Here is a 14793-nt window from a genome sequence, read left to right as displayed (position 1 = left end):
GAGCGCCAGGGCATGAAGATCGGCTGCGTCGAGGAGTCCGCCTGGCGTGCCAAACTGATCGGACCGGCCGACCGACCGCGACGGCCCGGTCGCCGGCCCGGCGACCGGCGGCCCGCCGACCGCCGGCGCCGCCGGACAGCAGGCCGGTACCCCGGTGGCGACCCTGCCGGTCTACTACGTCGGTGCGGTCGACGGCGGCGGGCTGCGGCTCTACCGCGAGTTCCACCGCTTCCAGCTGACCGACACCGGCGTCGTCGCCGAACTGCGGGCCGCGCTCGGCGAGATGCTCACCGCGGCCCGGCTCGCCGACCCCGACTACCGCACCCTGTGGCCGGCCGGGGCCACCGTGGCCACCGTGTGGACCCAGTACGACATCGTCGGGGTCAACATCACCGGAGCCGGGGTCGCCAACCTCGACGCCGCCGGGGCCGCCGCAGCGGTGCAGCAGCTCGCCTGGACCGTCGCCGGTGTCACCGGCGGCGACCCGAGGATCCGGCTGCTGCTCGACGGCGAGCCGGTGGACCGGCTGTGGGGTCACGTCGACGCCGGCGACGAGATCACCAAGGGGGCCGCCCTGGACACCCTGGCCATGCTCTGGCTGATCGACCCGCAGCACGGCGACACCGTCGGGTCGACCTTCACCGTGCACCTCGCCGGCAGCGTCCACGAGGCCACCGCCCAGCTGCGGGTCCGCCAGGGCGCCGAGGTCGTGCACCAGCGGTACGCCACCCTCGACGCGGGCGCGCCCGGCCGGGGAGAGGCGTTCGTCGAGCTGAGCCTGCCGCCCGGCGACTACATCATCGAGGCGTACGAGGAGTCGATGGTCGCCGGCGAAGCCCCCCGGCACCTCGTCGACGCCGCGATCACCGTACGGTGACCGGCGCCTCGGCGGACGGACGGCGACCGGCACCGACCGCCGTACAATGATCAGCAGGTGGACCGGTGCGGACCCGGTGCCGACCCGCCCGGTGCCCGGCTGCCACAATCGGGCACCGTGAAGACGTTCGAGGAGCTGTTCGCCGAGCTGCAGGCCAAGGCGGCGGCCGGGACCCCGGGCTCGTCGACGGTGGCTGCGCTGGAGCGCGGCGTGCACGCCATCGGCAAGAAGGTCGTCGAGGAGGCGGCCGAGGCGTGGATGGCCGCCGAGCACGAGACCCCCGACCGGGCCGCCGAGGAGATCTCCCAACTGCTCTACCAGGCGCAGGTGCTGATGCTGGCCACCGGACTGGAACTCAAGGACGTCTACCGACATCTCTGACCCGCCCTTGCGACCGTGACCCTCACCCTCGTGTGACCCTCACACCCTCGACAGGAGCGAGACCGAGATGCTGCGCATCGCCGTACCGAACAAAGGCACCCTCTCCGGACCGGCCGCCGACATGCTGCGCGAGGCCGGCTACCGCCAGCGCACCGACCCCAAGGACCTGGTCTGCCGCGACGAGGCCAACGACGTCGAGTTCTTCTACCTGCGGCCCCGCGACATCGCCACCTACGTCGGCAGCGGTGAGCTGGAGCTCGGCATCACCGGCCGGGACCTGCTGATCGACTCCGGCAGCCCGGCCGAGGAGCTGCTCGACCTCGACTTCGCCGGGGCGACGTTCCGGTTCGCCGCCCGCCCGGAGACCCTGACCCGGGTGCCGGAGCAGATCGCCGGGCGACGCATCGCCACCGCGTACCCCGGGGTGGTCGAGAGCTACCTCGCCGAACACGGGCTGAAGGCCGAGGTGGTCCGGCTCGACGGCGCGGTGGAGAACGCCATCCGGCTCGGCGTCGCCGACGTCATCGCCGACGTGGTGGAGACCGGTGCCACGCTGCGCCAGGCCGGTCTGGTCACCGTCGGCGAGCCGATCCTGCGCTCCTCGGCGGTGCTGGTGCACCCGGCCGGCACCGCCACCACCGGCCAGGCCGACCAGCTGATCCGCCGGCTGCAGGGGGTCCTGGTGGCCCACCGGTACGTGATGCTCGCCTACGACGTGCGCGCCGACCTGCTGGAGCAGGCGACCGCGCTGACCCCGGGCATCGAGTCGCCGACCATCTCGCCGCTGCACCGCGAAGGCTGGGTGGCGGTGCAGGCGATGGTCCGGCGCGCCGAGGTCCACCGGATCATGGACGAGCTGTACGACCTGGGCGCCCGCGCCATTCTGGTCACCGACATCCACGCCTGCCGCCTCTGACCGCGACCACGCGCCGGGTCCTGCCGCCCTGGCTGGCGCTGACCGTCACCGGGCTCGGTGGGGTCGCGTCCGCGTCGCAGAGCGCGGTCAACGCCGAACTCGGCGCCCGGATGGGCAGCGCACCGGTCGGCGCGATCGTCAACAACATCGTCGGCTCGTCGCTGATCGCCCTCGGGCTGCTGATCTTCCCGGCGATGCGCGCCGGGCTGCGTACCCTGCGGGACGCCCGGCTGCCCTGGTGGGGCTATCTCGGCGGGATCGGCGGTGGCTTCTTCGTGGTCGCCGCCACCTATGCGGTGCCGGTGCTCGGCGTGGCGGTGTTCACCATCGCCCAGGTCGCCGGCAACAGTCTCGGCGGGCTGACGGTGGACCGGGTCGGGCTGGCCCCGGCCGGCCGGCTCGCCGTCAGCGGCCCCCGGGTCGCCGGGGCGGTGCTCGGTGTCGTCGCGGTTGCCGTTGCCCAGGTCGGCCGCCCGGTCGGACAGTTGGCGGTCGGGCTGGTCGCCGTCGCCGTCGTCGCCGGACTCGCGGTCGCGGTGCAGTCGGCGCTCAACGGGCGGGTCGCCGCGGCCAGCTCCACCACCGCCGGCATGGTGGTCAACTTCGCCGTGGCCACCCCGTTCGTGCTGGGCACGGCGGCGCTGCTCGGCGCGTTCGGTGCCGCGACGCGGGGCGGCTGGCCGGGGGAGTGGTTCCTCTACCTGGGTGGCCTGTTCGGGGTCATGGTGATGATCGGCCTGCTGGTCGGGGTCCGGTCGGTGGGTGTGCTGCGGACCGGACTGGCCGTACTCGGTGGGCAGCTCGTCGGCGCGCTGCTGATCGACGTGCTCGTCCCGGGCGGGCCCTCGACGGGTGCCGGCATGCTGGTCGGCGCGGCACTGATCCTGCTCGCCGTCGTCGTGTCCGGTCGCGGCTCAACTCCTCGTACGGGTGACGTCGGTTCCTGAGGTGGATCCGGGGCTGGTGCGGGAAGGTAGGGAGGATTCGGATTCCCGACCGGCCGGAGGTTCCTCATGGCACTACTCGACACGACGACGTGGCACGGCATGATCTTCAGCGACGGCTGGACCGAGGCGGCCGGCGGCACCATGGCCGTCATGTCACCGGCCACCCGGCAGGAGATCGGTCGGGCCGGTGTCGGCAACGCCGACGACGTGACGCGGGCCTGCGTCCGGGCCGCGCAGGCGCAGCGTGACTGGGCCGCCACCAGCTATCTGGAGCGGGCCGCCGTGCTGCGCCGGGCCGGTCAGCTGTTCGAGCGCTACGCCGACGACATCGGCGGTTGGCTGATCCGCGAGGCCGGGTCGGTGCCGCCGAAAGCCGAGGTCGAGACGACCACCGCCGCCCAGGAGTGCTACGAGGCGGCCACCCTGCCGTCGCACCCGACCGGTGAGATCCTGGCCAGCGGCCAGCCCCGGCTGAGTCTGGCGCGTCGGCTGCCGGTCGGGGTGGTCGGCGTCATCGCACCGTTCAACTTCCCGCTGATCCTGTCCATCCGGTCCATCGCGCCGGCCCTGGCGTTGGGCAACGCGGTGGTGTTCAAACCGGACCCGCGTACGGCGGTCTGCGGCGGGGTGTCGATCGCCCGGATCTTCCAGGAGGCGGGTCTGCCCGACGGGCTGCTGCACGTGCTGCCCGGTGGGGCGGACGTCGGCGAGGCGCTGATCGCCGACCCCCGGGTGCGGGTGGTCAGCTTCACCGGTTCCACCGCCGCCGGGCGCAAGGTGGGCGAGGCCGCCGCCCGCCACCTCAAGCGGGCCCATCTGGAGCTGGGCGGCAACTCGGCGTTGATCGTGCTCGACGACGCCGACCTGGACCTCGCGGTCTCGGCCGGCGCCTGGGGGTCGTTCCTGCACCAGGGGCAGATCTGCATGGCCACCGGCCGGCACCTGGTGCACGAGCGGATCGCCGACCGGTACGTCGAGCAGTTGGCGGCCAAGGCCGACCACCTGCCGGTCGGGGATCCGGCGGCCGGGCAGGTTGCGCTCGGCCCGATCATCGACGAACACCAGCGGGACAAGATTCATTCGTTGGTCACGGCCAGCCTCGACGCCGGGGCCCGGTTGGCGGCCGGCGGCACCTACGAGGAGCTGTTCTACCGGCCGACGGTGCTGGCCGACGCCACCTCGACCACCCCGGCGTTCGCTCAGGAGGTGTTCGGCCCGGTCGCGCCGGTGGCGACCTTCGCCGATCTGGATCAGGCGGTCGCGATGGCCGGCGACACCGAGTACGGCCTGTCGCTGGGCATCCTGAGCCGGGACGTGATGAAGGCGATGGCGCTGGCCGACCGGATCCCCAGCGGCATCGTGCACATCAACGACCAGACCGTCGACGACGAGGCGGTGGCGCCGTTCGGCGGGGTGGGCGCCTCCGGCACCGGCAGCCGGTTCGGCGGGCCGGCCGCCAACATCGAGGCGTTCACCGAGACCCAGTGGCTCACCATGCAGGGCGACATCAGCCGGTTCCCGTTCTGACCCGGCGGACCGGAAGCTGAGGACGGACGTCGATCCGCCGGCGGTACGCGATGTCCGTCACAGACATCGCCGCACCCGGATGTGACAGTGACCGGGTGACACCACCGGACCCTACGCCGGCCACCACGCCTCCCCAGCCGGCGCAGCGGGAGCCGGGCCCGCGCCGTCTCGCCGGGGTGCTGCCGCCCTGGCTGGCGCTGGCCGTCGCCGGGCTCGGCGGGGTCGCGTCCGCGTCGCAGAGCGCGGTCAACGCCGAACTCGGGGCCCGGATGGGCAGCGCCGTCATCGGGGCGGTGGTCAACAACATCGGCGGATCGCTGCTGGTCGCCCTCGGCCTGCTGCTCCTGCCGTCGATGCGGGCCGGGTTGCGCCTGCTGCGGGCCGCCCGGCTGCCCTGGTGGACCTACCTCGGCGGGGTCGGCGGGGCGTTCTTCGTCACCGCCGCCACCTACGCGGTGCCGGTGCTCGGGGTGGCGGTGCTGACCATCGCCCAGGTCGCCGGCAACAGCCTCGGCGGCCTGGCGGTGGACCGGGTCGGGCTGGCCCCGGCCGGCCGGCTCGCCGTCACCATGCCCCGGCTGGTCGGGGCGCTGCTCGGCATCGGCGCGGTGGTGGTGGCCCAGGCCGGCCGGCCCGTCGGGCAGCTCGCGGTCGGGGTGATCGCGCTGGCGGTGGCCGGCGGGCTGGCGGTGTCGGTCCAGTCGGCGCTCAACGGCCGGGTCTCAGCGGCCAGCACCACCGCGATGGGCACGGTGGCGAACTTCGTGGTCAGTACGCCGCTGGTGCTGATCGCGGCCGGCCTGCTCGGCGGCTACCAGGCGGCGGCCGGCCGGGCGTGGCCGGGCGAGTGGTACCTCTATCTCGGCGGGCTGTTCGGCGTCTGCATCGTGGTGGCCCTGCTGGTCGGGGTCCGGTCGGTCGGGGTGCTGCGGACCGGGCTCGGGGTGGTCGCCGGTCAGCTCGTCGGGGCGCTGCTGATCGACGTCCTGGTCCCCGGCGGTGCCGGCGTCAGCCCGGGTCTGATCGCCGGCGCCGCGCTGATCGTCGTCGCGGTGCTGGTGTCCGGTCAGGGTGCCCGTCGGTCCCGGCCGGTCGGCCGCGACGGTGCGGTGGCAGACTTGACCGGGTGGCAGACGAGCCGACCGACCCGACCACCGAGCTGACCGGCACGCTGGTGGTGCGTGCCCGCCGGTTGCGGGTGATGTGCTGGTCGCTGGCCGCCGCGCTGCTGCTGGTCTTCACCGCGGTCAGCTTCGGCCTGCAGGGGTCCACCGGCGCGAACCTGGGCAGCTTCCAGCGTGGCGACCAGGCCGCCATGGTCGGTCTCGGCCTGGTCGGGGCCGCCGTGATCCTGTTGTTCACCCGGCCCCGGGTCGAAGCCGACGCCGCCGGGGTGCGGGTGCGCAACGTACTGCGCTCCTACCAGCTGCCGTGGTCGCTGGTCGCGGCGGTCCGCTTCGACCGGGACGCCGCCTGGGCCAGTCTGGAGCTGGCCGATGACGAGCTGGTGCCGATGCTGGCGCTGCAGTCCGTCGACCGGGAGCACGCCGTCGAAGCGGTCCGGGCGTTGCGCCGGCTGCACGCTGCGGGCCGCGCGGCGACCACCGCCGGCTGACGCTGCGGGTCGACCGCCGTTGGCTGGCACCGGTTGTTGACACCGGACCGGGCGTACGGCTATGGCCGGAGCCTGGTAGTCTTGTCATGTCGACCACGCTGCCCTCGGCCGGTGGCGCCGGCGCGAGCCGGCAGCCGGGCGGAGCAGTCGCGAAAGCGGAGCGCCTGCTCCCACCCGTACCGCGGACCACCGTCCAGCGGGCGGGTCCGGTCTCCCGACGGCGGTCCGTCCGCCACCGGGCCGACGCCGTCGACGGCGTCACCGACCGGTCGAGCAGGCCCTGGCATGTGCCAGGGCCTTCTGCTTTCCCGGGGCGTCCCCAACCGGGGGCCGGCCCGGGGTGCGACGGCACCACGGAGATTACCGACTCGAGGAGGCCCCATCAGCGTCGAACCACGCGTGAACGAGCAGATCCGGGCACGTGAGGTCCGACTGGTCGGCCCTGAGGGTGAGCAGGTGGGCATCGTCCCGCTGGAGCGCGCCCTGCAGCTGGCCGCGGACGTCGACCTGGACCTGGTTGAGGTTGCGCCGATGGCGCGCCCGCCGGTGTGCAAGCTCATGGACTTCGGCAAGTTCAAGTACGAGAGCGCACTCAAGGCGCGCGAAGCGCGGCGTAACCAGCAGCAGACCGTCATCAAGGAAATGAAGCTCCGACCCAAGATCGACCCGCACGACTACGAGACCAAGAAGGGTCACGTGGTGCGGTTCCTCAAGGCCGGAGACAAGGTCAAGGTCACGATCATGTTCCGGGGCCGGGAACAGAGCCGGCCGGAGCTGGGCTACCGGCTGCTGCGCCGGCTCGAATCGGAGATCTCCGACCTGGGGTACGTCGAGGCCGCACCGAAGCAGGACGGCCGGAACATGATCATGGTGTTGGCCCCGCACCGGGCCACCAAGGCCGCTGCGGCCGCCGCGACGGCGGCCCGGGGCGGCGGAGCCTCCCGGGACCGGGAATCCGGCGCCGTCGAGGCACCACCACCGGCCGCCACGGCCGGACCCGCCGGGAACACCGGCGAGTGACAGGGGAGAGACGCGACACATGCCAAAGATGAAGAGCCACACCGGTATGGGCAAGCGGGTCAAGGTGACCGGCCGTGGCAAGATCCTGGCCGAGCAGGCGGGTAAGCGCCACCTGCTGGAGGGCAAGCCCTCCACTCGGACCCGCCGGCTCACCGGCACCGTCGAGGTGTCCCCGGCCGACGTCAAGCGCATCAAGAAGCTGCTCGGCCGCTGACGCGCGCCACTGACCCGAAGGAGTAGGTGAAATGGCACGCGTCAAGCGGTCCGTCAACGCCCAGAAGAAGCGCCGTACCCTGCTGGAGGACGCCAGCGGCTACCGGGGCCAGCGGTCCCGGCTGTACCGCAAGGCCAAGGAGCAGGTGCTGCACTCGATGCAGTACGCCTACCGGGACCGTCGCGACCGCAAGGGTGACTTCCGGCAGCTGTGGATCACCCGGATCAACGCGGCGGCCCGCGCCAACGGGATGACCTACAACCGCCTCATCCAGGGCCTCAAGCTGGCCGGCGTCGAGGTCGACCGCAAGGTCCTCGCGGACCTGGCGGTCAACGACGCCACCGCGTTCGCCGCTCTGGTGGAGGTGGCCCGCACGGCGGTCGCCGCCGAAGGCACCGGCGGCGCGGCGGCCCGAGCCGCCTGAACCGGCGCGACCCTGACCCGCACGTGGCACGAATCGAGGCGTCCGGCATGACCGCACCACGGCCAGCTGGGCGCCTCGGCCGTGTCCCGGCCGCCACCACCGGCGGCGGGGCCGTCGACCGGCAGCCGACGTTCACCACCCGTACCCCCCGGATCGTGGCCGCCCGGCGGCTGCACCGGCGCCGCGACCGCGACGCGACGCGGCGTTTCCTCGCCGAAGGCCCGCAGGCCGTCCGGGAGGCGCTCGCCGTGCCCGGCCTGGTCCGCGAACTGTTCACCACCGCCGCCGGGCGTACCCGGCACACCGACCTGGCCGTCGCGGCGGCCAGCGCCGGCATCGACGTCTCCACCGTCGACGACGCCGCGCTCACCGCGCTGGCCGAGACCGTCAACCCGCAGGGCGTCGTCGCCGTCTGCGACCACCTCGACGTCAGCCTCGACGGCGCGCTGCGCCGCCGGCCCGCGCTGGCCGCCGTACTGGTCGAGATCCGCGACCCGGGCAACGCCGGCACCGTGCTGCGCACCGCCGACGCCGCCGGTGCCGGCGCGGTCGTCTTCGCCGGTGCCGCCGTCGACCCGTACAACGGCAAGTGCGTCCGGGCCAGCGCCGGCAGCCTGTTCCACGTCGACGTGGTCCGCCACGACGATCCGGCACACGTCGTCGACGACCTACGCGCCGCCGGCCTGCGGGTGCTCGCCACCACCGGCCACGGCGACACCGACCTCGACGACCTCGCCGACTCCGGGGCGCTGGCCGCGCCGACCGCCTGGCTGTTCGGCACCGAGGCGCACGGCCTGCCGGCCGAGCTGGCCGAACGGGCCGACGCCCGGGTCCGGGTGCCGCTGCACGGCCGCGCCGAGAGCCTGAACCTGGCTTCCGCAGCGGCGGTCTGCCTGTACACTTCGGCCAGAGCACAGCGCCCAGGAAGGCCCACGCGATGAGCGTCCGCAGCTACCCGGCGCGTGTCGACGACCAGCCGACGCGCCGCGACCGGCGGCCCGGCTGCGCTGAGCCACCTCATCGGCTGTTTACCCGGCCCGCCGGTCCCGGCGGGCGGCAGGGCTGACCGACCCTTCCTGCCTGCGCACCCTACCGGCGGGCTGCGGCAGCGCCGCGCGTCCGTAGACTCTTGCCGGTCATCGGCCCCGGTGACCGCACGCCGCGAGGGAGTGCCCGCACGTCATGACCTACCGCAACGACCCATACGATCCGAAGCAGGTCGCGTTGCTCGACCCGGCCGCGCTCACCGGCGCGGTCGCTGACGCCGAGAAGGCGTTCGCCGCCGCCGCCGACCTGGACGCGTTGACCGCGCTGCGACCCCAGCACCTCGGCGACCGCGCCCCGATCTCGCTGGCCCGCCGGGAAATCGGCGCGCTGCCGCCGGCCGCCAAGGCCGACGCCGGCAAGCGGGTCAACGAGGCGCGTACCGCGGTGCAGACCGCGTACGACACCCGGCGCGGCGAACTCGAAGCCGAACGGGCCCGGCGGGTGCTCGCCGAGGAACGCGTCGACGTCACCCTGCCGTACGACCGCCGCCCGCGCGGCGCCCGGCACCCGCTGACCACCCTGATGGAACGCATCGGTGACCTGTTCGTCGGGATGGGCTACGAGATCGCCGAAGGCCCCGAGGCCGAGCTGGAGTGGACCAACTTCGACGCGCTCAACATCAGCCCCGACCACCCGGCGCGCGGGCTGATGGACACCTTCCACCTTGACCTGCCCGGCCTGGTGCTGCGTACCCACACCTCACCGGTGCAGGCCCGGACCATGCTGACCCGCACGCCGCCGATCTACGTGGTGTGCCCGGGGCGGGTCTACCGCACCGACGAACTCGACGCCACCCACACCCCGGTGTTCCACCAGGTCGAAGGGCTCGTCGTCGACCGCGGTATCACCATGGCGCATCTCAAGGGCACCCTGGACCACTTCGCCCGGGCGATGTTCGGTGCCGACGCCCGGACCCGCTGGCGGCCGCACTACTTCCCGTTCACCGAGCCGTCCGCCGAGTTCGACGTCTGGTTCCCACAGCACCGTGACGGGCCACGGTGGGTCGAATGGGGTGGCTGCGGCATGGTCAACCCCCGGGTGCTGCGGGCCTGCGGCATCGACCCGGAGGTCTACTCCGGATTCGCGTTCGGCATGGGCATCGAACGCACCCTGATGTTCCGCCACGGCATCAGCGACATGCGCGACATGGTGGAAGGCGACGTGCGGTTCACCCGCGCGTTCGGGATGGAGGTCTGAGACATGCGGATCGCACTTTCCTGGCTGCGCGAACACGTCGACCTGCCGGCCGACCTGACACCGCAGCAGCTCGAGGACACTCTCGTCGGCCTCGGCCTGGAGGTCGAGTCCATCGTCGACCTGGCCGGCACGGTCACCGGCCCACTCGTCGTCGGCGAGGTCCGCGAGATCGAGGAACTCACCGGCTTCAAGAAGCCGATCCGGTTCTGCCGGGTCGACGTCGGCACCGGCGAACCGCAGGAAATCGTCTGCGGCGCCACCAACTTCGCCCCCGACGACAAGGTCGTCGTCATCCTGCCCGGCGGGGTGCTGCCCGGCGGGTTCGCCATCGGTGCCCGCAAGACCTACGGGCGCAACTCGAACGGCATGATCTGCTCCGCCCGGGAGCTGGGCGTCAGCGACGACCACGCCGGCATCATCGTGCTGCCGCCGGACGTCACCGCCGCCCCCGGCGACGACGCCCGGCCCGTCGTCGGCCTCGACGACGTCGTGGTCGACGTCGAGATCACCCCCGACCGGGGGTACGCCATGTCGGTACGCGGGATCGCCCGGGAACTCGCCCAGGCGCTCGGCGTACCGTGGCGGGACCCGGCGGCGGTCGACGCACCCGGCGCCACCGACACCCCGGCGTACCCGGTCGAGGTCCGCGACACCGTCGGCTGCGACCGGTTCGCCGCCCGGATGGTCCGCGGCATCGACCCGACCGCGCCGACGCCGCAGTGGATGGCCCGCCGGCTGACCACCGCCGGGATACGCAGCATCAGCCTCGCCGTCGACATCACCAACTACCTGATGCTCGAACTCGGCCAGCCGATGCACGCCTTCGACGCCGACCGGCTCGCCGGCCCGCTGGTGGTCCGTCGCGCCGTCGCGGGGGAGAAGCTGACCACCCTGGACGGGGTGGCCCGGGTGCTCGACGCCGAGGACATGGTGATCTGCGACGACACCGGACCGATCTCGCTCGCCGCGGTGATGGGCGGCGAGACCAGCGAGGTGGTGCCCGGCACCCGGGACGTGCTGTTCGAGGCCGCACACTGGGATCCGGTGACGGTCGGGCGCACCGCCCGGCGGCACAAGCTGTTCAGCGAGGCCGCCAAGCGGTGGGAACGCGGCGTCGACCCGGCGCTGCCGCTGGTCGCCATCGACCGCGCCGTACGGCTGCTCACCGAGTACGCCGGCGGCGAAGCTGGCGCGGAGATCCTCGACATCGACCACGTCGCCCCGCCGGCCCCGATCGTCCTCGACGCCGGGCTGCCCGGCCGCCGGACCGGGGTGGCGTACCCGCCGCAGCGGGTCGTCGACCTGCTGGAGGCGATCGGCTGCACCGTCGCCACCGCCTCGACCGCCGGGGTGGCCAGCGCCACCACCGTCGCTACCGGCGTGGCCACCGCCACCTCGGCGGCGTCGGCCGCCGACGACGGCGCCGCGCCGCTGGTCGTCGCCCCGCCGAGCTGGCGGCCCGACCTGACCGATCCGGCCGACCTGGTCGAGGAGGTGGCCCGGCTGGACGGCTACGACAACGTGCCCAGCGTGTTGCCGCCCGCCCCGGCCGGGCGGGGACTGACCGCCGCCCAACGCCGCCGCCGGTCGGTGGCGCGGGCGCTGGCCGAGGCCGGTCACGCCGAGGTGCTCTGCTACCCGTTCGTCTCCCCGCAGGCCGCCGACGACCTGGGGCTGCCCGCCGACGACCCGCGCCGCGACGCGGTCCGGCTGGCCAACCCGTTGGCCGACACCGACCCGCTGCTGCGGACCAGCCTGCTGCCGCCGCTGCTGGCGGCGCTGCGGCGCAACATCGGCCGGGGGCAGCGCGACGTTGCCCTCTACGAGATCGGCGTGGTGTTCCAACCCCGGCCGGATGCCGCCGCGCCGCCGCCGATGGGCGTCGACGACCGGCCCGACGACGCGGTGTTCGCCGCCGCCGACGCGGCCGTACCGCACCAGCCGTGGCACGTCGCGGTGGTGCTCGCCGGTGAGCTTGAGCCGGGTGGCTGGTGGGGTGCGGGACGGCCGGCCAGCTGGGCCGACGCCGTCGAAGCCGGTCGGACCGTGCTTGACGCCGCCGGCATCCCGGCCGACCGGGTCGAGGTCCGGGCCGGCGAGTACGCGCCCTGGCATCCGGGTCGCTGCGCCGAACTGCTGGTCGACGGGGTCGTGGTCGGCCACGCCGGGGAGTTGCATCCGGCGGTGGTCGCCGCGCTGGAACTGCCCCGGCGTACCTGCGCGATGGAGCTGGACCTGGACGCGGTGCCGCCGGCCCCGGTGGTGCCGGCACCGGACTTCTCCAGCTTCCCGCCGGCGTTGATCGACGTGGCGCTGGTCGTCGACGAGGCCACCCCGGCGGCGCAGGTCCGTGCGGCGCTGGCGGCCGGCGCCGGCGAGCTGCTCGAATCGGTCCGGCTCTTCGACGTGTACGCCGGCGAGCAGCTCGGCGCCGGGCGCAAGTCGTTGGCGTACAAGCTGGTGTTCCGGGCACCGGACCGTACGCTGACCGTGGAGGAGGCGGTGGCGGCCCGCGACGCGGCGGTCGCCGAGGCCGCCTCCCGGCTCGGCGCCACCCTGCGCGGCGCCTGACCATATCGACACCGGGTCTCCGGCCCGGTCTGCGCAGTTGTCGCGGCGGACCGGGCCGGGACTGCCGGCGACCGCGGCGGCGGGGATCCGGGTCCTGGGGCCGACCGGACGACCCTCCGACTAGGATCGGACGATGCCTCGGTGGCGCAGGACACGTCTCATCGCTGGCGCGGCGATCGCCGCGCTGGCCGTCGCTGCCTTCTTCAGTGGCGAGTCGCACTGGGGCTGGTTCCTGATGCTCACCGCCGGGATGCCGTACGCCGTCCTTGCCGTCCCGACGCGTTGCGGTGAGTCGTTGTGGCATGACGGCGATTGTCCGTACCTCGGGTCAGGTCTGCTGGTGGGCTGTCACCTGCACCGCCTCGACAAGGTTGAGCGGCTGCTCGGCGCGCAGCCACGGATCCGGGCCGGCAGCCGGTGGAGCGGGTTGCCCGCCGGGTTGCCGCCGGGTCGGGCTCCTGTCGTGGCGCGGCACGTCAGGGAAGGTCTGGGCTTCGTCGCCGCGCTGCTGGGTGCCGTGTCGGGTCTGCTGATCCTGCTCGGGCTCACGCCGATCGGATAGCTGACGATCGGGTAGTCGTCTACCGAAACAGCATCGACTGATTTGGATTAGCTTGCCGCGCTCGTGGCCGGCGTTCCGGTCGATGACATGGCTGCTTTCAAATAGTGGGGCGCCTTCGATGAGATGTCGGAAAACGGGTGTCCTCCAGTCGCAGTCCAGTGCGTGTCCAGTGATCTCCAGTACGTGTTCAGATGGTCGCGTAAAACTCGGCAACGGCAGCGGAATGAACCGGTAACACTGCTGCATGTCCCTTGATGTGCTGTTCCTGGACACGCGTACTGGTGAGGGGTAAATGGCTTCCGCTCGGCACGTTTCGGCCAGTCAGAACGGTGAGCTGGGCGCCTGCGTCAAGGCGTGGCGACACCGGCTGTCACCGGATGGAGATCAAGGGCGGGACGGGCGCCGCCGTCGCCGGTCGAGCGTCACACAGGAGGAGATCGCCGACCTTGTCGGGGTGAGCGTCGTCTGGTACAGCAACCTGGAGCGCGGGATCCGCGCCAACTACTCCGACGCGTTCCTCGACTCCGTCGCCGAGGCGTTGCGACTCGGTCGGTACGAGCGGGAACTGCTCTATCTGCTGGCGGTCGGCCGGATGCCCCCGCCGTCACCGGCCGGGACCTCCGCCGCGGTCGTGGGCCCCGCACTGCGCCAGTTCGTCACGGGCCAACGCTGGGCGACCTACGTGCTCGACCGGTATGCCCGGGTGGTGCAGCACAACGAGGCGTGTGAGACCTACTACCCCTGGCTGCGCGACGAGCGCAGCTACCTCCGGTGGCTGTTCACCGCGCCGGACGCCCGACGTCGCCTGGTCAACTGGGCGACGGACTGGGTCGCGCCCCTGCTCACCCAGATGCGCATCGCCCGGGCCCGGCACCCCGAGGACGCCGACATCGCCGCGCTGGTCGACTCCTGTCTGGACACCGACCCGGAGGTCCGGTGCCTGTGGGAGGCGCATTCGGCGCGGGAGTGCGTGATGCGGTCGCGGCGGGGGATCCGCCTGGCCAGTGACCACCGGACCACCATGGTCGACGTCGTGACGCTGACCGATCCGGGCACGAACGAACTGCAGGTCGTGTCGTTGCTCCCGGTGGCCGAGCCCGCCTGACACAAACTGTCAGTTGGCCAAACTGACAGCTTCTGGTCAACCTGCTGGCCACTCGGCAGGATGCAGATACCTGTTGGCCTGAGTCGATGTGACTCGGTTGCTGTACGACGTGAACCGGAGGTTGATCATGAACCCGTTCGATGACGAGAACGGCACTTTCCTGGTTCTGGTGAATGCCGAGGGTCAGCACTCACTGTGGCCGGAATTCGCCGAGGTCCCGGCCGGCTGGACCGTGGCGTGGGGGCCCGGCGAACGGGAGGCGGGACTCCGGTACGTCGAGGAGACCTGGCTGGACATGCGGCCGAAGAGCCTCGCTCTCGCGATGCAGCGGGCCGACAAGCAGAACTGAACAGACCTTCAGGGGAACGACAGCAAGTGAACGTCCGGCGG

Annotated in this window: 16 protein-coding genes; all 16 read left to right on the top strand. The window is 72.8% G+C overall.

Annotated elements, in window-relative coordinates:
- Positions 1-154 precede the first annotated feature (154 nt).
- The 16 genes from ACFHWT_RS22315 (at position 155) to ACFHWT_RS22240 (ending at position 14752) form a co-directional block, all read left to right on the top strand.
- The gene (locus ACFHWT_RS22315; protein WP_416596611.1) at positions 155-877 is read left to right on the top strand and encodes a Gmad2 immunoglobulin-like domain-containing protein; all 723 of its coding nucleotides are present in this window, start codon (positions 155-157) and stop codon (positions 875-877) included.
- Positions 878-994: 117 nt separating this feature from the next.
- Positions 995-1258 (top strand): phosphoribosyl-ATP diphosphatase, encoded by a 264-nt coding sequence (locus ACFHWT_RS22310; RefSeq protein ID WP_123604575.1) that lies wholly within the window; start codon positions 995-997, stop codon positions 1256-1258.
- A gap of 67 nt (positions 1259-1325) precedes the next feature.
- On the top strand, positions 1326-2174 hold the full coding sequence (gene hisG, locus ACFHWT_RS22305; protein WP_416596610.1) for an ATP phosphoribosyltransferase: 849 nt from the start codon (positions 1326-1328) through the stop codon (positions 2172-2174).
- Positions 2162-3121, top strand: a complete 960-nt coding sequence (locus ACFHWT_RS22300; protein WP_416596615.1) for a DMT family transporter — start codon at positions 2162-2164, stop codon at positions 3119-3121. The genes hisG and ACFHWT_RS22300 overlap by 13 nt, the downstream gene beginning before the upstream one ends.
- A gap of 66 nt (positions 3122-3187) precedes the next feature.
- Positions 3188-4648: a benzaldehyde dehydrogenase gene (locus ACFHWT_RS22295; protein ID WP_416596609.1), complete on the top strand. Its 1461-nt coding sequence runs from the start codon at positions 3188-3190 to the stop codon at positions 4646-4648.
- Positions 4649-4698: 50 nt separating this feature from the next.
- Positions 4699-5811 carry a DMT family transporter gene (locus ACFHWT_RS22290; RefSeq protein ID WP_416596608.1) on the top strand — a complete coding sequence of 371 codons (1113 nt, stop codon included), beginning with the start codon at positions 4699-4701 and terminating at the stop codon, positions 5809-5811.
- Positions 5812-5849: 38 nt separating this feature from the next.
- Complete coding sequence (locus ACFHWT_RS22285) at positions 5850-6263, top strand: PH domain-containing protein (RefSeq protein ID WP_416596614.1); 414 nt, start codon at positions 5850-5852, stop codon at positions 6261-6263.
- Between the two features lie 399 nt (positions 6264-6662).
- Positions 6663-7283, top strand: a complete 621-nt coding sequence (infC, locus tag ACFHWT_RS22280; RefSeq protein WP_123601270.1) for a translation initiation factor IF-3 — start codon at positions 6663-6665, stop codon at positions 7281-7283.
- Positions 7284-7302: 19 nt separating this feature from the next.
- Positions 7303-7497, top strand: a complete 195-nt coding sequence (rpmI, locus tag ACFHWT_RS22275; protein WP_123601271.1) for a 50S ribosomal protein L35 — start codon at positions 7303-7305, stop codon at positions 7495-7497.
- A gap of 31 nt (positions 7498-7528) precedes the next feature.
- Positions 7529-7921, top strand: coding sequence for a 50S ribosomal protein L20 (rplT, locus tag ACFHWT_RS22270; RefSeq protein WP_416596607.1), 393 nt, complete (start codon positions 7529-7531; stop codon positions 7919-7921).
- 47 nt (positions 7922-7968) lie between these two features.
- Positions 7969-8862, top strand: coding sequence for a TrmH family RNA methyltransferase (locus ACFHWT_RS22265; protein WP_416596606.1), 894 nt, complete (start codon positions 7969-7971; stop codon positions 8860-8862).
- Positions 8863-9103: 241 nt separating this feature from the next.
- On the top strand, positions 9104-10165 hold the full coding sequence (locus tag ACFHWT_RS22260; RefSeq protein ID WP_416596605.1) for a phenylalanine--tRNA ligase subunit alpha: 1062 nt from the start codon (positions 9104-9106) through the stop codon (positions 10163-10165).
- A gap of 3 nt (positions 10166-10168) precedes the next feature.
- Positions 10169-12736, top strand: a complete 2568-nt coding sequence (locus tag ACFHWT_RS22255) for a phenylalanine--tRNA ligase subunit beta (protein WP_416596604.1) — start codon at positions 10169-10171, stop codon at positions 12734-12736.
- A 133-nt stretch (positions 12737-12869) separates the two neighbouring features.
- Entirely contained in the window at positions 12870-13298 is a 429-nt protein-coding gene (locus ACFHWT_RS22250) for a hypothetical protein (RefSeq protein WP_416596603.1), read from the top strand.
- Between the two features lie 292 nt (positions 13299-13590).
- Positions 13591-14403, top strand: a complete 813-nt coding sequence (locus ACFHWT_RS22245) for a helix-turn-helix domain-containing protein (protein ID WP_416596602.1) — start codon at positions 13591-13593, stop codon at positions 14401-14403.
- 127 nt (positions 14404-14530) lie between these two features.
- Positions 14531-14752: an MbtH family protein gene (locus tag ACFHWT_RS22240; RefSeq protein WP_370461426.1), complete on the top strand. Its 222-nt coding sequence runs from the start codon at positions 14531-14533 to the stop codon at positions 14750-14752.
- The last annotated feature ends 41 nt before the right edge of the window (positions 14753-14793 follow it).

The sequence above is a fragment of the Micromonospora sp. LOL_021 genome, assembly GCF_048060215.1.
Lineage (GTDB): Bacteria > Actinomycetota > Actinomycetes > Mycobacteriales > Micromonosporaceae > Micromonospora_E.
Note: the sequence above shows the minus strand (reverse complement) of the source record. Positions and strands in the feature narration are given on the sequence as shown.